A 26423-nucleotide genomic window follows, 5' to 3' on the forward strand; every position below is an offset into this window, starting at 1 on the left:
CACCTTCCCCCCCCCCCCCCCCCCCCCCCCCCCCCCCCCCCCCCCCCCCCCCCCCCCCCCCCCCCCCCCGCCGTCGCCGAGCCGGTACCGGGTTCGATCAGCCGTTGAAGTTGCGGAACAGCAGGGACGCCAGACCCAGTGCCAGCAGCAGGTTGAACACGGTGGCGCTGGCGAAGACGGCGATCGGCCGCCAACCCGCCTCCCGCAGCGACGCGACCCGGAACTCCAGCCCGATGCTGACGAACGCCAGGATCAGGAACCAGACCCGCAGGTCGTTGACCACACCGATGACCGCCTTGCCGTCCGCACCGGCACCGTCGAGGTACCAGGTGGCGATGACCGACGCGGCGACAAAACCGAGTACGAACTTGGGAAAGCGCCGCCACAGCTCCCCGACGCCGGGTCGGGCCGCCCCCGGCTGACGCTCGACCCGCAGGGTGAAGTACGCGGTGAGCGCCACCGCGACGACACCCATCAGCGCGTTCTGGGTGACCTTGACGATGGAGGCGATCTGGAGCGCCTCCTCACCGGCGAGCGCACCGGCGGCGGTGACCGCCGCGGTGGTGTCGATGTTGCCGCCGATCCAGGCACCGGCGACAGCGTCGGAGAGCCCGAACACGTCGGCGAGCCAGGGCAGGATGAAGATCGACGGCAGCGCGAAGAGGATAACCAGACTCGCGGTGTAGGCGAGTTGTTCCCGCCGGGCCCGCACCGCGCCCGCGGCGGCGATGGCCGCGCTGACCCCGCAGATCGACACCGCCGAGGCGAGCAGCGCGCGCAGCTTGTCCTCCAGCCCGAATCTGCCGGCCAGCCACCAGGTGAACAGGAAGACGCCGCTGATCAGCAGAATCGCCTGGGCGATCGCCGGGCCGGCGGCACTGGCGATGACGGAGAGGTTGATCGAGGCACCGAGCAGCACCAGCCCGGTCTTGATGAAGAACTCGGTACGGAACGCGGCGGAGATCCGGTCCCGCAGCCCGAGCAGCGTGACGAGTACGTTGCCGAGCAGGCCGAGTGCGATCGCGTACACGGGGTACTCGATCGCCCCGGCGACGTCCTCCAGCGCGGTGTCCTCGAAGAAGACCGGCACGTTCTGTTCGAGATACCGGGTCAGCGCGGCCAGGCCGATCACCACGAGCAGTCCCAGTGCCGTCCAGGCCCAGAACCTGGTCGACGGCGTACCCGAATCCGCCGTGGCCGCCGCGGACGCAGCCCCGGTGTCGGTGTCGGTGTCGGTGTCGGTGTCGGTGTCGGTGTCGGTGTCGGTGTCGCGAGTCTCTCTCGGGGCCCGGGTGGCGTCGGCGGTCATCAGGGCACCAGCCCGGTGGGGATCACGCCGACCAGGACCAGGACCAGCAGAACCAGTCCCAGGATGGTCGCGGCCCAGTCCTCGTTGATGGCCAGCCGGCTGGCGGAGGCCGTCGGGGCCGGTGTCGGCTCCGGACGGGGTTGTTGTTCGTCGCTCATCGTCTTCCTCGGGGTACGGCGGCTCCACGGCGGAGCCGGGACGGAGGGTTCTGGCGGCTGCGGGCCCGCACCGGCCCTGGTCGGAAGGGACCGCTCGGGGCGGGTGTGGCGCGGGGTGCACAGCGGGACTGGCTCGGTGAGCCGTCGGACCACCGGCGGCTACGGCCGGGACCGGACGTCGGTCAGGAGTTGACCGGATCGCGGCGGCGACAGAGCTCCGAGGCGACCCGCATCAGGTCGACGACCCGGCGGGAGGTGAGATGGACCTCGATGAGCACGGCCCCATATTCCTATCCTTCCGATAGGAATAGCAAGACCCGGTTCACCATCTGGTCGATCCTCGCGGTGAGCAACCGACGCCGGGCACCGCGGAGCACGTGGGCCGGGTGCCGATCGATGTCCGGGAAACTCACACGACAACGAGGCGGACCGCACCCAACCCGACCATGACGGCGAGGACCGTCCGGAGCAGCCGGTCGGGCACCAGGGCGGCGTACCGGGACGCGCAGTAGCCCCCGATGAGGCCGCCCGCGCCGAGGGCCAGCCCGAGCGGCCAGTGTGGAGTGTTCACCGCCGTGTGTCCGGCGAGGTCGAGGCCGACGTAGGTGGCCAGCCCGGTGACCGAGACGACGAAGGTGGCGATCAGCGCGGCGCCCGATATCCGGACCACCGGCCAGCCGGTGAGCAGCAGCGTCGCGGGGGCGGCGAGGACGGCGCCGCCCAGGCCGTAGAACCCGCCGAGCAGGCCGCTCGCGGCGCCCACGAGGACCAGCCCCCAGCGGCCCGCCCCGGTCAGCGCACCCGTCCCGGACGGCTGCGGACGGGGTACGAGAACGCTGACCGCGACCACGCCGAGCAGCCCCGCTACCAGGCCCCGGAACGCCGCCGAGTCACCGAGCAGGAAGACGTTCGCGAACGCGCCCAGCACCGCGGCCGGCGCCGCCGACCCGACCAGCAGCCGGGTCAACTGGGCGTCGACCCGGCGCTGCCGGACGATCCCGACCGGTGTGGACACGATGTTGAACAACAGGTTGGTGGCGCTGGCGACGGTGCCGCCCAGCCCGAAGACGGTCAGTAGCAGCGGCAGCAGGAGCAGGCCGCCGGAGACGCCGGTCGGCGTACCGATGGCCGCCGCGAGCGCACCGAGGACGACGGCGAGACCGAGTTCGGCGCCGCTCGCCTCCCACCCGTTCAGTGGACTGCGCCGGGTTCGGGCGCGTGCAGGTGGGGCGCGAGCAGGTCGGCCAGGCTCGTCCGGTCCACCACCGCCTCGATCGCGAGGTGTACGGCGAGCCACACGTTGCCGAGTTCGGTCGCCACCCCGTGGTAGGCGGCGGCCTCGGTCGGCAGTCCGCGTACGGTGGTCAGCGAGCCGCTCAGGGCGCGCAGCACGTCCCCGACGCTGATCTGGGCGGCCGGGCGGGCCAGCAGGTAGCCGCCGTCGACTCCCCGGTAGCTCAGTAACAGCCCGGCCCGGCGCAGGTCGTGCAGGATGCCGTGCAGGAAGCTCAGCGGAATGTCCTGCTCGGTGGCGAGCGTGGCGGCCTTGACCGGCCCGCCGCCGCCGCTGGTCGCACCACCAGCGGCGGCGGAGTGGGTGTCACCCGCATGGACCGGGTTCGGCCGGGGATGGGATCCCGCCGCGATGGCCAACATGGCGCGGATCGCGTAGTCGCTGCGGGCTGAGACGTACATGTACCGCTGCCTCCCCAGGAGCGTGGTGGTTCCAGGAGCGTGGTGGTCAACGACGTGGTCGCAGCAGGCCCCAGCGGCGGCGGATGGCCCGGTCCGCCGCGCCGAAGGCGGCGTCGACGAGCAGGCCCAGCACCAGGATCACGATCATGATCGCGATCAGCCGCTCCGCCTCGGAGAGTTCCCGGGCGTAGACGAGTTGGGCGCCGATCGAGGTTTTCGTCGCGATCACCACGAGCAGCTCGCCGGCCATCAGGCTGCGCCAGGCGAACGCCCAGCCCTGCTTGAGTCCGGCGACGATCGCCGGCAGCGCTGCCGGGGCGATCACGTACCGGTAGAGGTTCAGTCCCCTGGCACCGATGTTGCGCCCGGCCCGCAGCAGCAGCGGCGGAACGTAGTCGACGCCGTGGATGACGCCGTTGGCGATGGACGGTGCGGCGCCGAGCACCACCACGAAGAAGATCGCCTGCTCGCTGAGCTGGAACAGCAGGATCGCCAGCGGGAACCAGGCGATCGACGGCATCGTCTGCAATGCCGTGATCATCGAGCCCAGCGCCGCTCGCAGAATGCGCCCCCGGGCCACCGCGAGACCGAGCACGAGTCCGAACGCGACGGCGGCGAGGAAGCCCACCGCGGCCCGCCGTGCCGTGGTGGCGAGCCCGTGCCAGAACGCCGAGGTGGTCAGGTACTGCCCGAGGTCGCTGAAGACGGAAACCGGACCGGGTAGCGCCCACGGGTCCTTCCAACCGGTCCAGACGACCGCCTGCCAGATGCCGATGGCGAGCCCGACGGCGGCGAGCTTGGGCCAGGTCGCCGCCCAGAGCACGCGGGCGCCACCGGCGACCTTCTGCCGGGAGGCGATCTCCAGCGCGTCCAGGCCGGAGAGCGTCTCCGCGTCGCCCCGGCCGGTGGTGATGGTGTCACTTGCCATGGCGGCCCACCTCGGTACGCAGTCGGTCGGTGACCTCGGCGGCGATGGCCGCGACCTCCGGGGAGTCGATCCGGCGGGGGCGGGGTGTGGTCACCCGGGTCTCGTAGATGATCCGGCCCGGTCGGCTGGACAGCAGCACGATCCGGTCGGCGAGCCGGGCCGCCTCCCGTACGTTGTGGGTGACGAACAGGACGGTCAGCCGACGCTCGGTCCAGATCCGTTCCAGCTCGTCGTGGAGCAGGTCACGGGTCATCGCGTCGAGCGCGCCGAAGGGTTCGTCCATCAGCAGCACCGGGGTGTCGAGCGCCAACGTACGGGCCAGCGCGACCCGCTGGCGCATCCCGCCGGAGAGTTCGTGCGGCCGCCGTCGACCGAAGTCGCCCAGGTGCACGGTGTCCAGCAGTTCGGCGACCCGGTCGCGACGGGTGGCCCGGGGCAGGCCGCGCAGTTTGAGCGGTAGCTCGACGTTGGCCGCCACGGTGAGCCAGGGGAAGAGCGCGGGCTCCTGGAACATCAGGCCGGGCGACGGTCGCCGGCCCGAGGACCCCGGCCCGTCGCCCTCGGCGACCCGGATCGTGCCGGCGCTGACCTGGTCGAGCCCGGCGACCAGGTTGAGCAGTGTGCTCTTGCCGCAGCCGGACGCGCCGACGAGGCAGACGAACTCGCCCGGCGCGACGTCGAGGGAGACCCGGTCCAGCGCGAGGACCGCGTTCTCGCCCCGGCCGTAGACCTTGCTGACGCCGGACAGCGCGACCGAGGTGGTCACGCTGTCCGGTGCCGTGGATACGGACGTCATGTCAGCGGGACCTCGGCCTTGCCCTGTGCCTTGAGCACCTCGTTGAGGTAGGACAGGTCGTAGAGCCCCTTGAGGTCGACCGGCTCGGTGAGGCCGACCGCGACCGCGTGGTCCAGCCCGGTCTTCAGCGACGATTCGATCGGGTCGTTGAGGAACTGGAGGGTCGGCCACGCCTGCTTGATCAGCTTGAGGTCGAGCGGCTTACCGGTGATCTTGCCGATGTGCTCGGAGATCGCCTGCTGGGCCTCGTCCGGCTTGGTGTTGACGAACTCGTTGGCCGCGACCTGCCCCTCGACCAGGCGCTTCACCACGTCCGGGTGGGCCTTGGCGAACTTGGTGCTGACGATCAGGTTGGTGATGACGAACTTCTTGTCCGGCCACAGGTCCCGCTCGTCGATCAGCACCTTGCCGCCCGCGTTGACCAGCCGGGAGACGAACGGCTCGGGCACCCAGGCGCCGTCGATGGCGCCGCTGCCGAAGGTCTCGACGGTCTGCGCGTTCTCCTGCGGCACGATCGAGACGTCGCCGCCACCCTCCTTGTTGGTGGTCAGGCCCTTCTCCTTGAGCCAGAACCGGATCGCCACGTCCTGGGTGTTGCCGAGCTGCGGGGTGGCGATCTTCTTGCCACGAAGGTCCTCGGCCGAGTTGATACCGGCCTTGACCACCAGCGCCACGCCGCCCGAGGCGGCGCCCGAGATCACGCGTACGGCTTCGCCCTTGGACTTCGAGTGCGCGTTCACGGTCGGGTTCGGGCCGATGTACGTGGCATCCAGAGCACCGGAGAAGATCGCCTCGATCGCGGCCGGCCCGGCGTTGAAGGTCGACGTCTCCAGCTTGACGTCGGCGCCCAGCTTCTCGGTGAAGATCCCCTTTTCCACGCCCACCACGGCCGGGGCGTGGGTGATGTTCGGGAAGTAGCCGAGGCGCAGGGTCACCGGGCCGGAGGAGCCACCCTCTCCGGTCGCGCCGTCGTCACCGCCGCAGGCGGCGGTGGCACCGAGCATCGCGGTGGTGAGGACCGCGATGGCGGCCAGCCGGCCGGTCCGGGCGTACGGGGGACGTCTCATCATCATCCAATCCGCAGTATTCCTACTTGATTGATAGGAAGAGTGGACTGCGCGAGCGCATAGGTCAAGTGCCCGTTCGTACGGACGGCGTCATCCGAGCGACCCCGCCCGGTCGACGCCCGGTCCGTCACCGCTCGGGTCGGCGGAATCGGCTGTGGTGAAAGACAGTGGAGAGATCTCGGCGTCGCCGTCGAGGAAGACGGCTCCCCGCCACGATGCCGACCGGCGCCCCGTCGGCGAGGGCGGCGACCGCCACCACTCCCGTCGGGAAGGTCGAGAAGTCCCGGCGCAGCTCACGCGCTTCCAGAGCCTGTTCCAGACTCATCGTTCACCCCCTCGATCCGGTTTCCGGTCAGCGTTGCCTGCGCTCCCACTCCTGCGCGATCAACCGGTAGGAACGCACCCGGTCGGCGTGGTCGTGGGTGATGGTGGTGAGGACCAGCTCGTCGGCACCGGTCGCGTCGCGCAGCCGCTCCAGCTGATCGGCCACCTGACCGGGAGTGCCGACGAACTGGGTGTCCACCCGGTCGGCCACCAGCTCGCGGTCGGCGTCGCTCCAGGAGTGGGCACGGGCCTGCGCGGGGGTCGGGAACGGGATCGCCCCCTGCGCCGTCCGGATGCTGCGGACCCAGAGCCCGTAGCCCGAGGCCAGTTCGCGGGCGGTGGCCTCGTTCTCGGCGACGACCACGTCGGCCGAAACGCTGAGGTAGGGGCGGTCCAGTTCCTCGGACGGTCGGAACGCGGCCCGGTAGCCCTCGGCCGCCTCCAGGACCGCGGCGGGGGTGACGTGGTAGTTGGCGGCGAAACGAAGCCCGTTCGCACCGGCCACGTTCGCGCTCTCGCCACCACTGCTGCCGAGGACCCACACCTGCACCCGCGCACCCTCACCCGGTACGACGTGGGCCGGCTCGCCCTCGGCGGAGCGGTACGTCCCGCGCAGCAACCGCAGGATGTCCCCGACCTGCTCGGTGTAGTCCGGCGACTGCGCACCGGGCTGTTGCAGCAGTGCCTTCTGGAGGGCGACCCGGGGCGAGTCGAGCAGGTGGGCGGAGGAGAACGGCGGCGGTATCAGCAACCCGTTCGGGGCCCGGCCGTCGACGACGCCGGTGCCGGTGCCGCTGACGAGTGCCGGTTCGGAGGGCGGGTTGAACGGGCGTCCGCCGGACCGACCGAGTCCAAGGTCCAGCCGTCCGGGGTGGAGGGCGTCGATCAGCCCGAACTCCTCGACCGTCGCCAGCGCGGTCCGGTGTCCCAGCAGCACCGCGCCGGAACCGATCCGGATGGTCGAGGTCGCCGCCGCGGTGAACGCCGCCAGCACCGCCGGTGAGGTCCCGGCCACGCCGGGATTGAGGTGGTGCTCCGCGAACCAGTACCGGGCGTAGCCGAACCGCTCGGTCTCGCGGGCGAGGTCGATGCTGTTGCGCAGGGCCGCCGAGGCGGTCGACCCCGAGGAGATCGGGACCAGGTCGAGCACTGCCAACGGAGTGGCCACCATGGCGTCACCCTTCTCGAACGGCGGAAACGGGCTCGGGCACGACCGGCGCCCAGGGCCATGGCGGGTCCGGGATCCCCCGGCGCAGCACCGGGGCGTGCACGATCAGCGTGATCGGCGGGAACCTCACGGGGCCAACCGGGCCGGCGTACCGGTACGGCGAGGGGCTCCCAGGCCCAGGTGGTCCCGGAGGGTGTCGCCCCGATACTCGGTACGGAACACGCCTCGCTCCTGCAGCAGCGGCACCACCGTGTCGGCGAACGCGTCGAGCCCGCCCGGAGTGACGTGCGGGACCAGGATGAACCCGTCACTGGCGTCGGCCTGGACCAACTCGTCGATGGCGGCCGCGACGGTCGCCGGGGCACCGATGAACGTCTGCTGCCCGGTGACCTCGATGATCAGCTCTCGGATCGAGAGGTGCTCGGCCTCGGCACGCTCCCGCCACTGCCGGGCCACGGCGACGGGGTCGCGGTACATCCGTACGCTCGCCCGTCCCCGGGCGACGGTGTGCTCGCCCGGATCGGGGTCGATGTCGGGCAGCGGGCCGTCCGGGTCGTAGCCGGACAGGTCACGGTTCCAGAGCTGCTCCAGGAACTTGATCGCGGTCTGACCGCTGACCTGCTGGAGCCGTACCTCGTGGGCGATGTCGCGGGCCTGCGCGTCGGTGTCGCCGAGCACGAAGGTGGCCGCTGGCAGGATGAGCAGTTCGTTTGGGGTGCGCCCGTAGCGGGCGAGGCGGCCCTTGACGTCGGCGTAGAAGGCCCGGCCCTCGTCCAGGGTGGCGTACCGGCTGAAGATCGCGTCGGCGGAGGAGGCGGCGAACTCCCGCCCCTGCTCCGAGTCGCCGGCCTGGAGGATGACCGGCCGGCCCTGCGGCGGCCGGGGCACGTTGAACCGACCGGAGATGTCGAAGTCCGGGTCCCGGTGCGCGAACGTACCCGCGTCGGGGTCGCCGAGGAAGACCCCGGTGGCCTTGTCCGCGACGATCTCGTCACCCTGCCAGGAGTCGAAGAGTTCCCAGGCGGTCTGTAGGAAGTCGCGCGCCCGCCGGTAGCGCTGGTCCTGCGCCAGGAACCCGCCCCGGCGGAAGTTCTCACCGGTGAACGCGTCCCAGGAGGTGACCACGTTCCAGGCGGAGCGACCGGCGCAGAGGTGGTCGAGGCTGGCGAACTGCCGCGCGACCTCGTACGGCTCGTTGAAGGTGGAGTTGATGGTCCCGGCGAGGCCGAGGTGCTCGGTGACCGCCGCGAGCGCGGCGAGCACGGTGAAGGTGTCCGGGCGGCCGACCACGTCCAGGTCGTAGATCCGGCCGTTCTGCTCGCGCAGCCGCAGTCCCTCGGCCAGGAACAGGAAGTCGAACTTCGCCCGCTCGGCCGTGCGCGCGAGATGCGCGAACGAGCTGAACTCGATGTGGCTGCCGGCCTGCGGGTCACTCCACACGGTGGTGTTGTTGACACCGGGAAAGTGGGCGGCGAGGTGGACCTGCTTGAGCGGTCTGTTCATGGTCGAGACGGTCCTTCCGGTTCGCTGCGCCGATGGTCAGACGGCCGCGTAACGATTGGCGGGACGCGGCAGGCCGAGCCGCTCACGCAGGGTGCCGGCGGCGTACCCGGTCCGGAACGCCTGCCGCCGCTGCAGTTCGGGCACGAGCGCCCGGCTGATCTGCTCCAGGTCGTGCGGCACCGCCCCGGGACGCAGGCGGAATCCGCTCAGTCCGGCCCGCTGCCACTCCTGCAACAGGTCCGCGAGCTGCGCCGGGGTGCCGACGAACACCGGGGCGTCACTGGCGTACGGGCTGCCGTCGAGTTCGTCGAGGCGTGCCTTGCGGGCGTCAGCGGCCGGGGCGGTGTTGTCGAGGAAGACGACCAGGTCACCGAGGACGTGCACGGTCTCGGCGGACCGGCCGGCGGCGGCCTGTGCGGTACGGATCTCGTCGGTGATCGCCCGCACCTGCGCCGTGTCGTGCGGTGTCACGTAACCGATGTCGGCGGACCCGGCGACGAGCCGGTACGGCACGCTCTGGTGCGCCAGCGCGGCGACCGGGGGTTGCCCCTGCGGTGGCCGGGGGGTGATGGACGGGCCCTTGACGCTGAACCAGCGTCCCTCGAAGTCGACGTAGTGCAGCTTGTCCCGGTCGATGAAGCGGCCGGTGGCGGCGTCGCGGATCTCCGCGTCGTCCTCCCAGCTGTCCCAGAGACGCCGTACCACCTCGACGTAGTCGGCGGTCTCGGCGAACAGGTCCGCGACCAGTGCCCGCGCCTGCGGGGTGGACGGGTCGTCGAGGCGGATCGCGGGCAGGGTGCGGCGGCCGAAGTGCGCCGCCTCGTCCGGCCGGGCCGATACCCGTACCTGCACCCCGGCGCGGCCGGTGGAGACGTAGTCCAGGGTGGCGATGGCCTTGGCGATGTGGAAGGGCTCGGTGTGGGTGACCACGACCGTGGGCACGAGTCCGATGTGCTGGGTCAGCGGGGCGACGCGGGCGGCGACCAGCACCGCGTCGAGGCGTCCCCGTACCTGGTCGGTGCGCCGGTCCGGCTCGGTACGGCTCGACGACTGCACACCGAGCGAGTCCTCGATGGTGACGAAGTCCAGCAGCCCTCGTTCGGCTTCGCGCACCAGGTCGAACCAGTAGCGCGGGGTGAACAGTTCGGCCGGGCGGGCGTCCGGTTCGCGCCATGCGGCGGGGTGCCAGCCGGCGCCGTCGAGGGCGACCGCGAGATGCAGTGGGTTTTCCGGATCGGGCATGACGATGCTCCGCTTCCTGCTGGGATGGGGCGGCACGGACCGGCTGGTGGGTCACGGCCGGCGTCGGCGCGGGACCGGTCGGGGTGCCGTCGCGCGGGGACTGGGGTCAGGTCAGCGGGGACAGAGCGCGGCGGCAACGCGGCGCAGGTCGATGTGTCGCCGGGAGACCAGGACAACACCGGCACGGCGCGGTGTCGACGCGATGACAACGAGGCGGCGGCTGAGGGGGCGCATGGTCGTCACCTCCGGGGGTCTGGCGCGTCGATCGGAGTCCGGGAAACCACGGTTGCGCCGGGTCGTCGAGGAGAGCTTGGCGGCGGTACGGGTCGGGTCGGCGGCCGCGACGTCGGGGCCGGTCGCCGGTACTAGATCCTTTCCGGAGACTACTCCGGCCGACCTGAAGATGTCTATCCCTACAGGTTTAGTGGGCTTTGCGGTGGCGAAAGTACTGGTCGGTCCCCTCCGGCGGCCCGACCCGCCCGTCGGTCAGCAGTCGCGCAGGAACCGGTCCAGTACCCGGGTGCCGAATGTGAGCGCGTCGACCGGTACCCGCTCGTCCACGCCGTGGAAGAGGGCCGAGAAGTCGAGCTCCGGTGGCAGCCGCAGCGGTGCGAACCCGAAGTGGCGGATCCCCAGCAGCTGGAACGACTTCGCGTCCGTACCCGCGGAGAGCATGTACGGCAGCACCCGGGCACCGGGATCCTCCACCCCGATCGCGGAGACCATGGCGTCCACCAGGGTCCCGTCGAAGATGGTCTGCACCGGGGGCAGACTGTCCCACTCGCGCTCGACGTCGGGGCCGAGAATGCGGGCGATCTCGGCCTCGAACGCCCGCTCCCGGCCGGGCAGCACCCGTCCGTCCACCGTCGCCCGCGCCTGCGACGGTACGACGTTGGCCTTGTAACCGGCGTCGAACATGGTGACGTTGGCGGTGTCCCGCAGCGTCGCGCCGATCATCCGGGCGAGGTTGCCCAGCCGGGCGACCGCGGTCTCCGGATCGTCCTCGTCGAACGGCACGCCGGTGATCTCCGCGACCCCGGTCAGCAGCTCGCGCACCGGGTCGCTGAGAACCAACGGGAACCGGTGCCGGTCCAGGCGGGTGACCGCCGCGGCGAGTTTCGCCACCGCGTTGTCGGTGTGCAGCATCGAGCCGTGCCCGGCCGTGCCCCGCACCTTCAGCCGCAGCCACACGACGCCCTTCTCCGCCGTCTCCACCAGATAGGCCCGTACGCCGTCGCCGAAGGTGACCGAGAAGCCGCCGACCTCGCTGATCGCCTCGGTCACGCCCTCGAACAGCTCCGGGCGGTGCTCCACCAGCCACCGGGCGCCGTAGAAACCGCCCGCCTCCTCGTCGGCGAGGAAGGCGAAGACGATGTCCCGGGGCGGCACCACACCGGTGCGCTTGAAGGACCGGGCGACGGCCAGGGTCATCGCGACCATGCCCTTCATGTCGACCGCCCCGCGCCCCCAGACGTAGCCGTCGCGGACCTCGCCGGAGAACGGGTGCACCGACCACTCCCGCGCGTCGGCCGGTACGACGTCGAGGTGGCCGTGCACCAGCAGCGCCCCCCGGCTCGGATCCGCTCCGGGCAGCCGGACGACGACGTTGCCCCGGCCGGGGGCGCCGGACTCGACGTAGACGGGTTCGTACCCGACCTCGGCCAGCTTGGCGGCCACGTACTCGGCGGCGGCCCGCTCGTTGCCCCGTACGGTCGGGTCGCCGGTGTTGCTGGTGTCGATCGCGATCAACTCGCTGGCCAGCGTCACCACCTCGGCGTCGACCGGCGGGGCGCTCACGCGGCGACCTCGGGGAACCCCGACCCGACGGCGTGGAGCCGGCGGACCCGGGGCGGACACCAGCTGCTCAACGCTCCACCTCGATCACCATCTGCGTCCCGGACCCGCCCATCCTCCACCGTCGCACCCGCACCGTGAATCCACCCCACGCTCGTTGCCATAAGCCCTCTAACGCTATAGGAATAATAGGAATAACCCCGGGGGTGGAGGTGTGAACCGGTGGCACGCACGCACATCAGCCGGCGCCCGGAGCGCCGCTGACCGAAACCCACCTGCCGATCTCGACGCTGTCGCCGCTTCGACCGGAAGCCCGAACATTGCCCTCCCGGAGGTACCCCATGCCCGGACTGTCACCCTTGCGGCGCCTGGCCAGTCCCGCCGACCCCGACACCCACGGTGAATACCGGATCGTCCGCCGACCCGACGACCCCCGACCGCTCTACCGGTTCGCCGGACGCATCAGCGAGCAGAGCCCCGACGGCTTCACCCCGCGCGCCGACCGCTACCACGTCTACGCCGGATGGTTCTGCCCCTGGTCGCAACGGGTGACCATCACCCGCGCCCTCGCCGGGCTGGAGAACATCGTCGGCGTCTCCTACGTCGACAACGCCCGGGACGGTCGCGGCTGGGCCTTCCGCGAGCGGTACGGGCCCGACCCGGTGAACGGATTCACCCTGCTCCGCGAGGCGTACGAGGCGACCGAGGAAAACTTCGACGGCCACGTCTCGGTGCCGACGCTCTGGGACCGGGCCACCGCCGCCGTGGTGAGCAACAACTTCAAGACGATCGGAATCGACCTCGCCACCGGATTCGGGCACCTCGCCACCCGGCTCGTCGACACCTACCCGGAACGCCACCGGGACGAGATCGAGGAACTCGACGAGTGGCTCAACCCGGCCGTCAACCACGGCGCCGGTGCCGCCGCCCGGCCGGGCCCGGACGGCTCGCGGGCCCGCAGCGCGCTGCTCGACGCGTTCGCCGTGCTCGACGAGCGGTTGGCGGTGCGCCGGTACCTGGTCGGTCCGACCGTCACCGAGGCCGACATCCGGCTCTGGGTGACCCTGGTCCGCTACGACGTCGGCCCCAACGCCCACCGTGCCATCAACCCCGGCCTGCACGAGTTCCCGCACCTGTGGGCGTACGCGCGGGACCTCTACCGCCGGCCCGCGTTCCGGAGAACCACCGACTTCACGTCGTTCACCGCGCCGGGCGCGCGGATCCCCGACTGGCACACCCCGGCCATCCGCACCGTGGCGTGACGTCGGCCCCGGTCGGGCCGACACGGCGGGACGGGCCCGGATGTCCACCGACATCCGGGCCCGTCCGCTGTCACTCGTCCAGGTACGCGTCCGGCGCGACTACCGCTGGGCGGCCCAGAGCACGGCCCGGCCGAGCTGCGACTGCAGCCCCTTCGGGTGGGTGCGGTACGTGGGGTCCGTACCGAAGAGCACGACGCCGTTGCCGGCGGCCGTGACACCCCGGACGATGCTGGCCTGGTTGGCCGCCGCCGCCGGACCGTTGGTGCCGGCCGCGTTCGCCGCCCACCAGCCGGAGAGCAGCGGGTCGGCGGTGTAGGACTGCTCCACCGTCACCCCGGCGCCGAGGTTGGTGAACCAGACCGGCTGGTTGATGAACGAGTGCGGGATCGCCCCCGAGGTGACCGGCCCCTGGCTGTTGACGATGTTGACCACACCGCTGGCCAGCGAGGCGCCGGCGGTGGCGGTGACGCTCAGCAGCCCGGCGGCGTTGCTGAAGCTCGCCCCGGCGGTGTCCAGACCGATGACACCACCGCCTCGGGCGAGGAAGGCGTTCAGCGCGGCCCGGTTCTCCGCCGTCAGGTTCGCCACGTTGAGGTTGCCGCCGACGAGCAGCACGTCGACGTCGGCGGTCAGGGTCGTGGCCAGCGTCGCGGCGGTGACCGTACGCGCCTCGAAGCCGAGGTCCCGCAGCGTGTCGCGCTCCTCGACCGTGCCCAGGTAACCGACGACGACCTTGTTCAGCAGGGTCCCCTGCCAACCCGCCGGAGCGGCCTCGAAGGCGACGTCGTGCTTACGGGCCTCGGCGTGGGCGAGCCGGCGGTTGGTGGTCGTGTGCGGGATGGCGACCGATCCGTCGGCCAGCCGGTAGACCTGGACGCCCTGGTCCAGCAACGCGTTGACCGCGAGCAGGTCGGCGGCGTCCTGGAGGTTCAGCCGCAGGTCGGGGGTGCCGCCCGGGACGGAACTCTCGGCCTTGCCGTCGTAGGCCCGCTTAAGGCTCACCGCCGGCAGTTGGTCCCACAGGGTGTCGACGGTCGCTCCCCAGGTCAGTCCCTGGCTCCAGGCGGCCGGGCCGGCGTAGAGGTCGTCCACCCGATCGGTGATGTCGGCACCGGGTTCGAGCAGGGAGTTGACCAGGCCACGCTTGGGCTGGTGCATGTCGATCACGTACGAGCCGGCGGGGTAGGTCCTGCCGTTGGCGGTGAAGTTCTCCTGCGCCCGCCACACCCGGCCGCCGCTGCCGATCAGCAGGTCGACGAGACGGGCCGCGGCCGGCGCGGAGTGCTGACCGGCGCCGCTCGGGATGACGTACGAGCGGGGGAAGGTGGTGTGGTAGTTGTCCTCCGGACCCCAGCCCGGCACGTAGCCGTCCGGGAGGTCCCGCTGCGGCTCACCGGCCCAGCCGCGCCGGTACCCCTCGGCCTGGTCGAACAGCACCTCGGCCCGGTGGTCCTGGATGTACTGCAGCGAGGTCTTGATCGCCACCTCGTGCACGTCGGTGTTGATCGCCGAGCGGCGTGCCTTCTCCGCCGGGGTCAGGTTGCCGCGCGGGTTGAGCGGAGCCTCGATCGTGTACGGGATGCTGCTCTGCAGCATCGCGAAGGACGGCACGTAGATCGGCGGGAAGTCGTCCCAGACACCGGGGTCGTCGTCCCGGAACGGGATTCGCGCCTGCTGCGTCTCGGGGTAGCCCAGGGCCTTGAGGCCCTGCTCGATCGCGAGCGCGTTCGGCAGGCCGTGCTTGATGTAGAGGTCGTACTCGTTGTTGACGTTGTGCGGCGGGGTGCTCGGGTGCAGCAGCGTCGGGTTGACGTAGCCGTGCAGGTCGAGCGTGATGATCGGCCGGGTGTCGACGATCAGCTCGCGGATCAGGTTGGTCTCCGGCTGCGACACGATGGTCAGGTCGCGGTTGAGGTCGTAGCCCGCCGCGTTCTGCCGGGTGCCGGCCACCCGACCGTCCGGGTTGGAGGTGACGTTGAAGACCAGCCGGTTGCGCTTGAGCAGCTGCGCGACCTGGGGATCGGTGCTGGTCGCGAACTCCTCGATCACCCGCAGGGCCGCGTCGGTGCCCTCCCACTCGTTGCCGTGGATGTTCGCGTTGACGAACAGCGGGGTCTTGTAGTCCGCCAGGAGGCGCCGGTCCTGCTGCGCGGTCTCCGGGTGGTCCTCGATCAGGCGCCGCCAGTTCTCCTGCCGCCGCGCCTCGTCCTGGGTCTCGGGTGCGGTCACCGTCACCGCGTACAGGTCGTAGCCGCCGGAGGACTTACCGGCGACCCGCGCCGAGACCCGGTCGGTGTTCGCCTGGAGAGCGTTGAGCTTCGGGGCGATCTCGTCGTACGGGGTGACCCCGATCGGGATGGAGGCGTCGTTCGGGTTGTCCGCCCAGACCGGCAGCACGTTACGGGCGGGGTAGCCCTTGATGCCCCAGAAGTCGATGCCGGACGGCGGCACGGACGGCAGCGCGGACGCGTTCACCGGTGCCGCCCACACCATGGTGCCCAGGAGCGAGGCGGCAACCGATGCCGCGGCGATCCTGGAGAGCTTTCTACCCATGAAAGGGGGATCTCCTGTCGGGATATAGGACTATGCGCGCGGACAGACGCCACCGCGGGGCCGGAGACCCGTGGGAGTGGAGAAACGTCAGCAGCGTGCGAGGAAGGAGGAGCCCGGCGTCAGATGGAGCGTCGACAGGCGGCGCTGGCGACACGCAGGAGGTCGATGTGACCTCGCTTGGTCAGATAGGCGCTTCGCACGTACTAGATCTTCGTTGACTCATGATCACCTGTCAACCAGATGTGCGCATCCGTTGATCAGTACGTGACGAACCGGACCCGAACGGGACGGCAGGCGGAGGCAGCCGTCGATACGCTGTCGGCACCGCCGTCCGGCGGTCGGTGACAGGGGGGTCTCGGCGATGCAGATCAGGACGTTCGGCTCGACCGGCCTACGGGTCAGCGCGATCGGGCTCGGTGCGTGGCAGCTCGGGCGCTCGGCGCAGTGGCCCGACGGACCGGACCCGGCGGAGGCGGTCCGGATCGTGCACGCCGCGCTCGACGCCGGTGTCAACCTCATCGACACCGCACCCGGTTACGCCAATGGGGACAGTGAGTCGAACATCGGCCGGGCGCTGACCGGCCGGCGCCGCGACGAGGTGATCATCTGTACCAAGGTCGGATACCACCCCGACGGCAGCCCGAACTGGACACCCGACGCCGTCGAGGCGTCGATCGAGAGCAGTGCCCGCCGGATGAACGTCGACCACGTCGACATCGTCGTCCTGCACAACCCGCCACCGGAGATTCTCGACGGCACCCGGGGCGAGCACTACCAGGTCCTGCAACAGCTCAAGGACAAGGGCACGATCCGCGCGTACGGCGCGTCGGTCGACTGGGGCGCCGACATCGACACCGTGCTCACCACCAGTGCCTCGGACGCGCTTGAGGTGCGGGCATCCGCCCTCTACCAGGAGCCGTGGCAGGCGATGGGCCGGGCCCGGGACGGCGGCGTCGGGACCCTGGTCAAGGTGCCACTGGAGTCCGGCTGGCTGGCCGGCAGGTACGACGCGGACAGCGTCTTCACCGACGTACGCGACCGGTGGACCCGCGCCGACGTGGTGCAACGCGCGGGCCTGGTGGACGAGTTCCGGGCCCTGCTGCCCGACGGCGTGGGCCTGCTCGACGGGGCGCTGCGCTTCCTGCTCGGCTACGACGCGGTCTCGACCGTCATCCCCGGCACCAAGTCCCTGGCCCAGCTGCACAGCAGCATCGCCGCCGCCGCCGAACCCCTGCCGGTGGAGACGTTCCGCGCGATCCGGGGCTGGTACGACGAGCGGCTCGCCGCCCAGCCCCTCGACTGGTAGCCCTGGCGGGCGTCCCGCCCGTCAGGCGCCGCTCCCGTTCTCCGGGCGGGGCCCGCCGGTCGTGCGGGCCCCTGCCCTGGCCGTCCAGTTACTCAGGCCGACCAGGTCGTCCGGCGGCGCGTCGGGCACCTCGTCGTCGAACCGGGCCAGGGTACGCACCCGCAGCGACACCGCCACCACCACCGCGATACAGACGGCGAAGAGGATGTAGAGCAGACCGGTGCCGCGTCCCGGTCCCACGCCGATCACCGCTCCGACGGTGCCGGCGAGCGCGCCGTCGGAGAGCAGCAGCGGCTCGAAGCGCGGCACCAGCAGCGGCGCGAGGACGGCCTGCCCGAGCGGCATGGTCGACAACGCGATGACCATGTTCAGGGCGATGACCCGGGCGTGCAGCCGCTGCGGCACCTTGGTCTGGATGATGGTCAGCCAGATCCCGTTGATGACCGACAGCGACAGCGACATCCCGAGCGCACCCGCCGCCACCACCGCGACGCTCGGGCGCAGCCCGGTGACCAGGCCGCCGGCGGCGAACGCGAACGTCAGCAGCAGCATGCCGCGCATCCGCCGGTGCCGGGGGCCGCCCCACGCCGTCATGATCAAACCACCGACAACCGCCCCGATGCCACCGGCGAGCGACACCTGGGCCACCGACTCCAGCGGGGCGAACGCCAGGACCAGCGGGGACAGCAGCAGGAACAGCGGTGCCAGGAAGAGGTTGAACCCGGCGAAGAAGAGCACCATGGCGCGGAAACTGCGGTTCTGCACGGTGTACCGCAGTCCCCCGCTGATCTCGGCGAGCAGGCTCTCCCGACGGCGGCGGGCCATCGTCCGGGGGAACTTGACCAGGATCAGCACGGTGACCGCGAACACGTAGCTGCCGAGGTCGATCAGGAGGATGCCGCCCAGGCCGATGGTGGCGATCAGGCCGACCGCGACCAGCGGTACGAGGAACTGCGCGACGCCGCCGCCGAGCTGGAGCATGCCGTTGGCGTGACCGAGGTAGTGCTTGGGTACCAGTTGCGGCACCGCGGACATGTACGCCAGCCGTTGGAAGGTCAACGCGACCGAGAGCCAGCCGATGAAGGTGTAGACGTGCCACGGTTGGAGTTGGTCGGTCCAGTACAGGGCGGCGAAGAGGGCGATCGCGGTCAGTGCGGCGAAGTCGCCGGCCAGCATGGCCCGACGCCGGTCGCTGCGGTCGATGATCGCACCCGCGATCGGCGCGGCCAGGATGCCCGGCACCTGCCCCAGCACCGCGAACAACGCGAACCGGATCAGGGACCCGGTTTCGAGGTAGGTCCAGAGCGGCACCGCGAAGGTGGTCAACGCCGAGCCGATCGCGGAGACGAGCTGGCCGCTGGCGACCGTCAGGAAGCGTCCCATCCCCGGCTGCTTCTCGACGGCTGCCACGGGTGCCGGCCCGGTCTCCGTGGAGACCGCGGTGACCTGCCACGACAGGTCCGGGTCGTACGCGGCGACGGGGTCGTCGAGGCACCGGTCGACGGCGGTGATGATGTCGGCGACCTCGTCGGCACGGAACTTGGCGAAGTAGTGCCCGGCCTCCTGGAGGACCACCAGGGCGGTGGTGCCGCTCAGGAAGTGCCACTCCCGGTACCGCTCCTGGTGGTACTCCGTACCGGGATCGCGGTCGCCGACGACGCTGATGACCGGCGCCCGCAGCGGGGTCGCGTGCTGGTGCAACAGCTCGGTGAAGTAGTTCTCGGCCGCCTCGCCGTCGTGCCGCATCGCCCGGATCAGGAACCGTTGCTGCTCGGCGTCGAGCGCACCGAGGTCGGCACCCATGCCCTGGAGCCAGTTGGCGTAGACCCGGTCGCCGCGCAGCCGCTCGCCGAGGCGGAGCCGGGTGAGCCGGCCGAGCAGACCGCCGACCGGTCGGGCGAACGGGAAGATCCCGCCGAGGTAGAGCGCGTCGAGTTCCCGTCCGGCCGCCTCCAGCCGCCGTGCGACCTCGACCGCGAGCGCCCCGCCGGGCCCACAGTGGCCGTACACGACCAGTGGTCCGGTGATCGTGGTCAGGATCTCCTCGGTGAGCCGCTGCGCGGTCACCTCGATCGGTTCGATCTCCTCGGCCAACCCGATGTCGTGGCCGGGTACGGCGACCGCGTACAGGCTGTGCCCGTCCGGGAGGGCGTCGGCCAGCGGTTGGTACACCACCGCGTTCGCCCCGCCGTACGGGACGCAGACGTAGGACCGTTTCCGGATACCGGCCGGCGGTCGGGTGAGTTCGTGCAGCAGCCGGCCGGTCGGTTGCCCGGATTCACCGGTGGTGAGCAGGGCGAGTTCCCGGACCGTACGGCACCGGAACAGGTCCATCACGCTGATCGGCCGCTCGGTGGCCAGCGTACGGCGCAGCCGGGCCACCACCTGGGTGGCGAGCAGCGAGTGCCCGCCGAGGTCGAAGAAGTCGTCCAGCGCGCCGACCCGTTCGACCTCCAGCACCGACTCCCACACCGCCGCGATGGCGGTCTCGACCGGTCCGTCCGGCGGGACGTGCTCGCCGGCGGCGGCGGTCGAGGCGGCCGGTTCCGGCAGCGCCCGGCGGTCGACCTTGCCGTGGTCCTGCAACGGCAGCCGGTCCAGCCAGACGAACTGGTTCGGGATCATGTACTCGGGCAGGGCCTCGGCGAGCAGCCGGCGCAGCGTACCCGGATCCGGGTCGGCCGGGGTTCCGGTGTCGTCGGCGGGGGCCTCACGTTGCAGGTAGCCGACCAGCCGGTCGCCGCGCAGCACGGCGACGGCCGCGCTCACCCCCGGGCAGTCGACCAGCGCCGCCTCGACCTCGCCCAACTCGACCCGGTAACCGCGCAACTTGACCTGGCCGTCACGCCGGCCGAGGAACTCCAACTGCCCGTCCGGCCGCCACCGGGCCAGGTCACCGGTGCCGTACATCCTGGCCCCCGGCCGCGCCGCGTACGGGTCGGGCCGGAACCGCTGCGCGGTCAGGCCGGGCTGGCCGAGGTAGCCCTGGGCCAGCCGGTCACCACCGAGGTACAGCTCACCGGTGACACCGACCGGCACCGGTCGCATCCGCTCGTCGAGCACGTAGACCCGGGCGTGCGGCAGCGGCTTGCCGATCGGGGTGGTGCCGGTTCCGGTCTCGGACGCCTCGACCCGGTAGGTGGTGACGCCGACGGTGGCCTCGGTCGGCCCGTAGTGGTTGAACACCGCCGCCGGCCCGGCGGCCAGGCCGGCGGCCCAGTCCAGTCGGGACGCCTCGCCGCCGAGCAGCAGCGCCTTCGCCGGCACCAGCCGCTCGGGCGGGACCTCGACGGCCAGCGCCGCGAGGTGCGAGGGGGTCATCTTGAGGTAGTCGATGCGCTGCTCGCGCAGGTAGTCGGCGAGTTCGTCGCCGGTGCAGCGGCGGGGCACGAGGTGCACCGCACCGCCGGTGCCCAGGCCGAGGTAGAAGACGGTCACCGCGAAGTCGAACGACAACGACTGCAGCAGCGCCCAGCGGGCCCCGGACACCACGTCGAGCCGCTCGGCGACCCCGTCGAGGTAGTGGCGCACCTGCCGGTGGGCCACCGCCACCCCCTTCGGCCGCCCGGTCGACCCCGACGTGAAGATCACGTAGGCGAGGTCGTCCGGATCGACGGGTCCCGGCGCGACCGGGTCGCGGGCGGCGATCTCGTCGCGTACCTCGTCGAGCCGGACCGTGGCGACGGCGTCGAACCGGTCCACCAGGTCGGACGTGGTCAGCACCAGGGCCGGTCGGGCGTCGGCCATGATCGTGGCCAGCCGGGCCGGCGGCTGCTCCGGATCCAGCGGTACGTAGGCGGCACCGGCCCGCAGCACACCCAGCAAAGCCATCGCCAACTCGGCCGACTGCTCCAGACAGACCCCGACCAGCGATCCCCGGCCGACCCCGCGCGCACGCAGCCAGCCCGCCATCCGGTTCGCCCCGGCGTCCAACTCCCGGTAGCTGGTGGCAACGCCCTCGTGGACGATCGCCGGTGCGTTCGGGGTGGCCACGGCGTGCGGCGTGATCACGTCCGCGAGGCTGCCCTCGGCCGGTTGCGGTGCCGGCGCCCCGGTCCCCAGGTCGAGTACGGCCGACCGCTGTGCGGCCGTCATCAGCTCCAGGTCGGCCAGGGGTGTGTCCGGTCGGGCCACCGCGGCGGCGAGCAGCCGGCGGTAGTGCTCGGCGAACCGGGCCACGGTGTCGGCGTCGAACAGCTCGGTCCGGTAGCCGAAGAGGCCGTAGACGCCGTCGGGAAGCTCGTCCACGTACAGCGACAGGTCGTGCTTGTTGGTGGTGATCGGGCCGCCGGCCGGCAACCGGACCAGACCGTCGGGCCACTCCCCCGTCGACCCACCGGAGTTGTGCATGCCGAACAGCACCTGGAAGATCGGCGACCGGCTGGTGTCCCGTTCGACGTTCAACTCCTGGACGAGCCGCTCGAACGGCAGTTCCTGGTGACTCAGCGCCTCCAGCACCCGGTCGCGGGTCTGGGCCAGCAGTTGCGCGAACGTCAGCTCCGGAGCCAGCTCGGCGCGCAGCGGCAGCATGTTCACGAACAGCCCGACCAGCCGCTCCAGTTCGGGGCGGACCCGACCGGCGACCGGCGAACCGACCGCGAAGTCGCGCTGCCCGCTGAGCCGGTAGAGCAGCACGTGCAGCCCGGCGAGCAGGGTCATGAACAGCGTCGCCCCGTGCTCCCGGCCCAGTGACCGGAGCCCGTCGACCAGCTCGTCCGGGAACCGGACCCGGTGCCCCTCACCGCGCCAGCCGGGCTGGGCCGGCCGGGGCCGGTCGATCGGCAGGTCCAGCGGCGGCACCCCGTGCAGCGCCTGCCGCCAGTACGCCAGGTCCCGATCCGCCGCCGGGCCGGACAGCCGCTCCCGCTGCCACGCCGCGTAGTCGCCGTACCGGATCGGCAGCGGTACGGGCGGCGGCGCCAGGTCGAGCCGGGCAGCGTAGAACGCGGCCCAGTCGGCGAAGAAGACCGGCCACGACCAGCCGTCTCCGACGATGTGGTGCATCGCCACGTGCACCACGTGGTCGTCCGGGCCGACCCGTACCACCAGCGCCCGCAGCAGCGGTGCCACGGTCAGGTCGAACGGTCCACAGTCCTCGGTGGTGAGGGTCTGCGCCCGGTCGAGCACGTCCGGCTCGACGTCCGGGTCCAGCTCCACGACCCGGAACGGCACCTCCACCCGCTGCGCCACCTCGGCCGACGCCCGCCCGCCCTCGTCGACGGGAAAGCGGGTCCGGAGGGTGTCCTGGCGTTCGACGACGTCGTCGAGGGCACTGCGGAGCACGTCGAGGTGCAGCCGGCCACGCAGCCGCACGCCGCCGCGCATCACGTACGCGTCCGTGCCGGGGTCGAGTTGCTCCATGAACCAGAGCCGTTCCTGGCCGAACGAGATCGGCGGTTCCACGTCGGCCGGCAACCGGGGAATGTCCGGTGCCTTCACCGATGCTCCGGCTCCCCGGCGTACCCGCTGGGCGAGCAGTGCCCGACGCTGTTCCGACAGTCGCTCCGTACGCGCGCGTGCCACCGGCGCGAGCACCGGTCCGGCCGCCGGGGCGGTTTCGTCGTCGATCTGGTTCTCCAGGTCGGTCACGGGTTCACGCCCTCGTCGAGCAGCCGGACAACCTCGTCGTCGGAGAGCTGTTCGAGGTCGGTGACCAGCAGTTCTTCGAGCGCCGCCGAGAAGGCTTCGACGGTGGAGTGGACGAACAGGGTCCGGATCGGTATCTCCAGGTCCAGGGCGGCGCCGAGCCGGGCGACGGCTCTGGTGGCGAGCAGGGAGTGGCCGCCGAGGTCGAAGAAGTCGTCCAGCGCGCCGACCCGTTCCCGCCCGAGCACCTCACCCCAGGTCGCCGCGACCAGTTCCTCGACTTCGGTGCCCGGTGGGACGTGTTCCCTGGCCTCGGCGTCGAGGATGTCGGTGGGAAGGTTACGTCGGTCGATCTTGCCGGCGGTGTTCAGCGGCATCGCGTCCAGGACGAGCACCTGCCCGGGGATCATGTACCCGGGCAACGCCTCGGCCAGGTACGACCGCAGTTCACGCCCGGTGGGAGCCTGCGTCGAGGCGGCGGTCACGTAGCCGATCAGGCGCGCGTCCTCGCCCTTGCCCGTCACCACCACGGCGGCCTGCCCCACCAGGGGATGGCCGACCAGCCGGGCCTCGATCTCACCCAGCTCGATCCGGTATCCCCGCACCTTCACCTGGTGATCGACGCGGCCGAGGAACTCCAGTCCCCCGCCCCGCAGCCACCGCACCCTGTCCCCGGTTCGGTACAACCGCGCGCCGGAGGACCCGAACGGGTCGGGAACGAACCGTCCAGCTGTCAACGCCGACTGACCCAGATAACCCCACGCCACACCCGAGCCGCCGATCAGCAGTTCACCGGGGACCCCCACCGGCACCGGCCGCAGCCCGCGATCCACCACGTACACCTGCGTGTTCGCGACCGGCGCCCCGAGGGTGACCGCGCCGACCCCCGGTGGGATCTCCGCAGACGTCGACCAGATCGTCGTCTCCGTCGGCCCGTACACGTTCACCAACCGCGCCACCCGCGACCGCAACTCCCGACCCAACCCGACCGGCAGCTCCTCCCCACCGGACAACGCCACCACCGACGGTGAATCGAAACCGGCGTCCAACAGCATCCGCCACCCCGACGGCGTCGCCTGCACATGCGACACCCCCTCGTCCCGAATCAACCGGACGAGCGCCGCACCGTCCCGCACCAACTCCTCCGAAACGAGCACCAGCCTCGCCCCGGTCACCAACGGCAGGAACAACTCCAACCCACTGATGTCGAACGACAACGACGTCGACCCCAACCACACATCCGATGCACCGCTACCCAACACGTCCCGCATCGACAACAACAGGTTCGTCAACGCCGAGTGCGGCACCCCCACACCCTTCGGCCACCCCGTCGAACCCGACGTGTAGAGCAGGTACGCCAGAGCCGAAGAATCGGTCGCCGCCCCGAACGGATCCGCCGACTCCGCCCCGATCTCGGCCGCGTCCCGGTCCAACCACAACACCCGCGTCGACGCGGCACCGCCCGTTTCCGGGGCCATTCCCTCCCGCGTCACCACAAAACCAGCGCGGGAGTCCGTGAGCAGCCACGACATCCGCGCCGCGGGCAGTCCCGGATCCAATGGCAGATACGCCGCGCCGCACCGCCACACCGCCAACAACGTCGCCACCACATCCGGTGTCCGATCCAGACACACACCGACGACCGAACCCGACGTCACACCCGACCGGGACAGGTAACGCGCGATCCGATTCGCCCGCTCGTCCAGCTCCCGGTAACTCCACGACCCCACGGCCACCGCGTCCGGCGCCGCACCCACCCGCGCACCGAACAACGACAACACCGTCCCCGCGTACGGACGACGCGGCCCCTGACCCCGCGACAACACCGAACGCACACCCACCGCGTCGTCCAACGGCAACTCCGACACCCGCCGGTCGACGTCCTCCACACACCCCCGCAACAACACCTCGAACCGACGCAACATCGCGCTGACCGTGTCCGGCGTGAACAGGGCAGTGTCGTAACGGGCCGTCATCGCCAGCCCGTTCGGGGTCATCCAGGCGTCGACCACCAGGTCGAACAGGGTCTGCACCACACCGACGGTGAACGGCGCACCCTGCACGCCGGGAAGGACGTCCAGTCCCGGCTGACCCTGGGTGTGCAGCACGAACATCGTCTCGAACAACGGTGTACGGCTCACGTCCCGCGCCACGTCCAACTCGCTCACCAACCGCTCGAACAGCACCTCCTGGTGGCCGTACGCGTCGAGGGCGGTGTCGCGGGTACGGCGGAGCAGTTCGCGTACGGTCGGGTCACCGGAGAGGTCGCCCCGGAGCACCAGGGTCTGGATCAGGCAGCCGACGAGCGTCTCCAACTCGGCCCGGGAACGCCCGGCGCTCGCCGTACCGACACAGACGTCCTCCTGACCGGCATGCCGGCCCAGCAACACCTGGTAACCGGCGAGCAGCACCATGAACAACGTGCACCGCTGGCTCTGCGCGAGCCGTTGCAGCCGGGCGGTCAGGTCACCGTCGAGCTGGTGCCGCACCTGAGCCGTACGCGATGTCTTGAACAGCGGGCGGGGCAGGTCGGTCGGGAGTGCCAGGGTGGGCGCGTCGGCGAGCCGCTCGCGCCAGTACGCGAGGTCCCGCTCCACCTTCCCCGGCGGCTGGTCGGCCTGCTCACGCACGTAGTCCGCCCAGCCGATCGGCAACGCCGGCAGGTCGGGGGTGCCGCCGTCGACCAGGGCGCCGTACGCCGTACGCAGGTCGGCCATGAGGATCGTCACCGAACTGCCGTCGAAGACCACGTGGTGGACGACCACGAGCAGCACGTGCTCGTCCTGTCCCAGGGTCAGCAGCACGGCCCGGATCAGCGGTCCCCGGGCCAGGTCGAAGCTGGTGTCGAAGACCTGCCGTCCGATCTCGCGGGCCCGGTTCTCCCGCAGCGACTCCGGTTCCCCGGTCAGGTCCACCCGTTCGAGGTCGAACGGGCCCGGATCGGCGATCACCTGCACCGGCACCCCGGCGCGGTCGACGATGGTGGCCCGCAGTGCCTCGTGTCGGGCACTCACGGCGGCAAAGGCCCGAGCCAGCAGATCGGTGTCGACCTTTCCACGGAGCCGGCTGGCGTAGGTGACGTTGTTCGGCGCACCCGGGTCGAACCGGTCGAGGAACCACAGCCGTTCCTGCGCAGGCGACAGCGGTAGCTCAGTCATGGTGCGCCACACTCCCCATTCGATCCATCAGACACACGCGCGGCACGACGGCCACGGCAGATTCCACGAGCGGCCCCGGCCGGACGGTGTCCCAGCAGCGGGCGGGCCGCGCGGTCGACGGAGCGGTCCCCGGTGCCGTACGGACACGTACCGGCACGGGTCTCTCCGATCCATTGTCGACGGTGGCCGTTCCGGCTGCTGCCAAGGGGAACGGGCGCACTTCGACAAGTATCTGTTTGGCGGAGGCGACCGGGACCAGCCGAGAAAGCCCATTCCGATGACCATTTGGTTGATCCCGAGCGCCAGCCGATGGACCAGGATGTGTCAGGTCGCCGACCGGACCTCCGGCCTGGGTGCCGCATGCCCACCGAACGCCCAGGTGGGCCGGGTCCCGTCGTTCACCCGGCCGAACCGACTGTTCATCGGCCGTTGGTCCGGGGCAACCTGGACACGTCGTCGCCGCAGCCCGCTAATGGAGATCGCCTCCAGCCAACCGGGTGTCCGGCCCGGCGAGAGGCAACCCCCCTCCCTCTCCACCCGTACCTTCGTGTCCGACGGCTGCCCGCAGTCGGAC

The 26423-nt window shown here is 71.2% G+C and carries 19 protein-coding genes; 2 read left to right on the forward strand and 17 right to left on the reverse strand.

What is annotated here, in order from left to right; genetic code table 11:
- Positions 1-97 precede the first annotated feature (97 nt).
- The 13 genes from ACZ6QQ_RS32845 to ACZ6QQ_RS32905 all read right to left on the reverse strand — a co-directional run bounded on the left by ACZ6QQ_RS32845 (position 98) and on the right by ACZ6QQ_RS32905 (position 11987).
- Complete coding sequence (locus tag ACZ6QQ_RS32845; protein ID WP_465881570.1) at positions 98-1309, reverse strand: YeiH family protein; 1212 nt, start codon at positions 1307-1309, stop codon at positions 98-100.
- A complete protein-coding gene (locus ACZ6QQ_RS32850) occupies positions 1309-1467 on the reverse strand; it encodes a hypothetical protein (protein WP_465881571.1) in 159 nt (52 codons plus the stop codon). Before ACZ6QQ_RS32850 ends, ACZ6QQ_RS32845 begins: the two co-directional genes overlap by 1 nt.
- A 409-nt stretch (positions 1468-1876) precedes the next feature.
- Positions 1877-2764, reverse strand: a complete 888-nt coding sequence (locus ACZ6QQ_RS32855; RefSeq protein WP_465881573.1) for a sulfite exporter TauE/SafE family protein — start codon at positions 2762-2764, stop codon at positions 1877-1879.
- Entirely contained in the window at positions 2659-3162 is a 504-nt protein-coding gene (locus tag ACZ6QQ_RS32860; protein ID WP_465881575.1) for an RrF2 family transcriptional regulator, read from the reverse strand. Before ACZ6QQ_RS32860 ends, ACZ6QQ_RS32855 begins: the two co-directional genes overlap by 106 nt.
- 46 nt (positions 3163-3208) lie before the next feature.
- A complete protein-coding gene (locus tag ACZ6QQ_RS32865) occupies positions 3209-4090 on the reverse strand; it encodes an ABC transporter permease (protein WP_465881576.1) in 882 nt (293 codons plus the stop codon).
- A complete protein-coding gene (locus ACZ6QQ_RS32870) occupies positions 4080-4886 on the reverse strand; it encodes an ABC transporter ATP-binding protein (RefSeq protein ID WP_465881577.1) in 807 nt (268 codons plus the stop codon). Before ACZ6QQ_RS32870 ends, ACZ6QQ_RS32865 begins: the two co-directional genes overlap by 11 nt.
- Entirely contained in the window at positions 4883-5953 is a 1071-nt protein-coding gene (locus ACZ6QQ_RS32875; protein ID WP_465881612.1) for an ABC transporter substrate-binding protein, read from the reverse strand. Before ACZ6QQ_RS32875 ends, ACZ6QQ_RS32870 begins: the two co-directional genes overlap by 4 nt.
- Positions 5954-6080: 127 nt before the next feature.
- The gene (locus ACZ6QQ_RS32880) at positions 6081-6278 is read right to left on the reverse strand and encodes a hypothetical protein (RefSeq protein ID WP_465881578.1); all 198 of its coding nucleotides are present in this window, start codon (positions 6276-6278) and stop codon (positions 6081-6083) included.
- A 27-nt stretch (positions 6279-6305) separates the two neighbouring features.
- Entirely contained in the window at positions 6306-7448 is a 1143-nt protein-coding gene (locus ACZ6QQ_RS32885; RefSeq protein ID WP_465881580.1) for an LLM class flavin-dependent oxidoreductase, read from the reverse strand.
- Between the two features lie 123 nt (positions 7449-7571).
- Entirely contained in the window at positions 7572-8948 is a 1377-nt protein-coding gene (locus tag ACZ6QQ_RS32890; RefSeq protein ID WP_465881581.1) for an NtaA/DmoA family FMN-dependent monooxygenase, read from the reverse strand.
- A 36-nt stretch (positions 8949-8984) separates the two neighbouring features.
- Positions 8985-10190 (reverse strand): LLM class flavin-dependent oxidoreductase, encoded by a 1206-nt coding sequence (locus tag ACZ6QQ_RS32895; protein ID WP_465881582.1) that lies wholly within the window; start codon positions 10188-10190, stop codon positions 8985-8987.
- 111 nt (positions 10191-10301) lie between these two features.
- Positions 10302-10424: a putative leader peptide gene (locus ACZ6QQ_RS32900; protein WP_465881584.1), complete on the reverse strand. Its 123-nt coding sequence runs from the start codon at positions 10422-10424 to the stop codon at positions 10302-10304.
- Positions 10425-10676: 252 nt separating this feature from the next.
- Positions 10677-11987, reverse strand: coding sequence for a M20/M25/M40 family metallo-hydrolase (locus tag ACZ6QQ_RS32905; protein ID WP_465881585.1), 1311 nt, complete (start codon positions 11985-11987; stop codon positions 10677-10679).
- Between the two features lie 338 nt (positions 11988-12325).
- Here ACZ6QQ_RS32905 and ACZ6QQ_RS32910 point away from each other — a divergent pair, with 338 nt between their 5' ends.
- Positions 12326-13246, forward strand: a complete 921-nt coding sequence (locus ACZ6QQ_RS32910) for a glutathione S-transferase C-terminal domain-containing protein (RefSeq protein ID WP_465881587.1) — start codon at positions 12326-12328, stop codon at positions 13244-13246.
- Between the two features lie 99 nt (positions 13247-13345).
- Here ACZ6QQ_RS32910 and ACZ6QQ_RS32915 read toward each other — a convergent pair whose 3' ends face one another.
- Both ACZ6QQ_RS32915 and ACZ6QQ_RS32920 read right to left on the reverse strand, forming a co-directional pair.
- Entirely contained in the window at positions 13346-15799 is a 2454-nt protein-coding gene (locus ACZ6QQ_RS32915; RefSeq protein WP_465881588.1) for a M14 family zinc carboxypeptidase, read from the reverse strand.
- Between the two features lie 119 nt (positions 15800-15918).
- Entirely contained in the window at positions 15919-15999 is an 81-nt protein-coding gene (locus ACZ6QQ_RS32920) for a putative leader peptide (RefSeq protein WP_442932474.1), read from the reverse strand.
- A 161-nt stretch (positions 16000-16160) separates the two neighbouring features.
- Between ACZ6QQ_RS32920 and ACZ6QQ_RS32925 the strand changes: the two genes are divergently transcribed.
- On the forward strand, positions 16161-17105 hold the full coding sequence (locus tag ACZ6QQ_RS32925) for an aldo/keto reductase (protein ID WP_465881589.1): 945 nt from the start codon (positions 16161-16163) through the stop codon (positions 17103-17105).
- Positions 17106-17126: 21 nt separating this feature from the next.
- Here ACZ6QQ_RS32925 and ACZ6QQ_RS32930 read toward each other — a convergent pair whose 3' ends face one another.
- Both ACZ6QQ_RS32930 and ACZ6QQ_RS32935 read right to left on the reverse strand, forming a co-directional pair.
- Positions 17127-22694 carry an amino acid adenylation domain-containing protein gene (locus ACZ6QQ_RS32930; RefSeq protein ID WP_465881590.1) on the reverse strand — a complete coding sequence of 1856 codons (5568 nt, stop codon included), beginning with the start codon at positions 22692-22694 and terminating at the stop codon, positions 17127-17129.
- The gene (locus ACZ6QQ_RS32935) at positions 22691-25849 is read right to left on the reverse strand and encodes a non-ribosomal peptide synthetase (RefSeq protein ID WP_465881592.1); all 3159 of its coding nucleotides are present in this window, start codon (positions 25847-25849) and stop codon (positions 22691-22693) included. The genes ACZ6QQ_RS32930 and ACZ6QQ_RS32935 overlap by 4 nt, the downstream gene beginning before the upstream one ends.
- Positions 25850-26423: the final 574 nt, after the last annotated feature.

The sequence above is a fragment of the Micromonospora sp. NPDC049529 genome (genome assembly GCF_055586685.1).

Excerpts from the sequence above, each read along its gene's own strand:
- ACZ6QQ_RS32845 (WP_465881570.1), bottom strand. The coding sequence starts at position 1,309 with ATGACCGCCGACGCCACCCGGGCCCCGAGAGAGACTCGCGACACCGAC.
- ACZ6QQ_RS32850 (WP_465881571.1), bottom strand. The coding sequence starts at position 1,467 with ATGAGCGACGAACAACAACCCCGTCCGGAGCCGACACCGGCCCCGACG.
- ACZ6QQ_RS32860 (WP_465881575.1), bottom strand. The coding sequence starts at position 3,162 with ATGTACGTCTCAGCCCGCAGCGACTACGCGATCCGCGCCATGTTGGCC.
- ACZ6QQ_RS32865 (WP_465881576.1), bottom strand. The coding sequence starts at position 4,090 with ATGGCAAGTGACACCATCACCACCGGCCGGGGCGACGCGGAGACGCTC.
- ACZ6QQ_RS32870 (WP_465881577.1), bottom strand. The coding sequence starts at position 4,886 with ATGACGTCCGTATCCACGGCACCGGACAGCGTGACCACCTCGGTCGCG.
- ACZ6QQ_RS32875 (WP_465881612.1), bottom strand. The coding sequence starts at position 5,953 with ATGAGACGTCCCCCGTACGCCCGGACCGGCCGGCTGGCCGCCATCGCG.
- ACZ6QQ_RS32880 (WP_465881578.1), bottom strand. The coding sequence starts at position 6,278 with ATGAGTCTGGAACAGGCTCTGGAAGCGCGTGAGCTGCGCCGGGACTTC.
- ACZ6QQ_RS32885 (WP_465881580.1), bottom strand. The coding sequence starts at position 7,448 with ATGGTGGCCACTCCGTTGGCAGTGCTCGACCTGGTCCCGATCTCCTCG.
- ACZ6QQ_RS32890 (WP_465881581.1), bottom strand. The coding sequence starts at position 8,948 with ATGAACAGACCGCTCAAGCAGGTCCACCTCGCCGCCCACTTTCCCGGT.
- ACZ6QQ_RS32895 (WP_465881582.1), bottom strand. The coding sequence starts at position 10,190 with ATGCCCGATCCGGAAAACCCACTGCATCTCGCGGTCGCCCTCGACGGC.
- ACZ6QQ_RS32900 (WP_465881584.1), bottom strand. The coding sequence starts at position 10,424 with ATGCGCCCCCTCAGCCGCCGCCTCGTTGTCATCGCGTCGACACCGCGC.
- ACZ6QQ_RS32910 (WP_465881587.1), top strand. The coding sequence starts at position 12,326 with ATGCCCGGACTGTCACCCTTGCGGCGCCTGGCCAGTCCCGCCGACCCC.
- ACZ6QQ_RS32915 (WP_465881588.1), bottom strand. The coding sequence starts at position 15,799 with ATGGGTAGAAAGCTCTCCAGGATCGCCGCGGCATCGGTTGCCGCCTCG.
- ACZ6QQ_RS32925 (WP_465881589.1), top strand. The coding sequence starts at position 16,161 with ATGCAGATCAGGACGTTCGGCTCGACCGGCCTACGGGTCAGCGCGATC.
- ACZ6QQ_RS32935 (WP_465881592.1), bottom strand. The coding sequence starts at position 25,849 with ATGACTGAGCTACCGCTGTCGCCTGCGCAGGAACGGCTGTGGTTCCTC.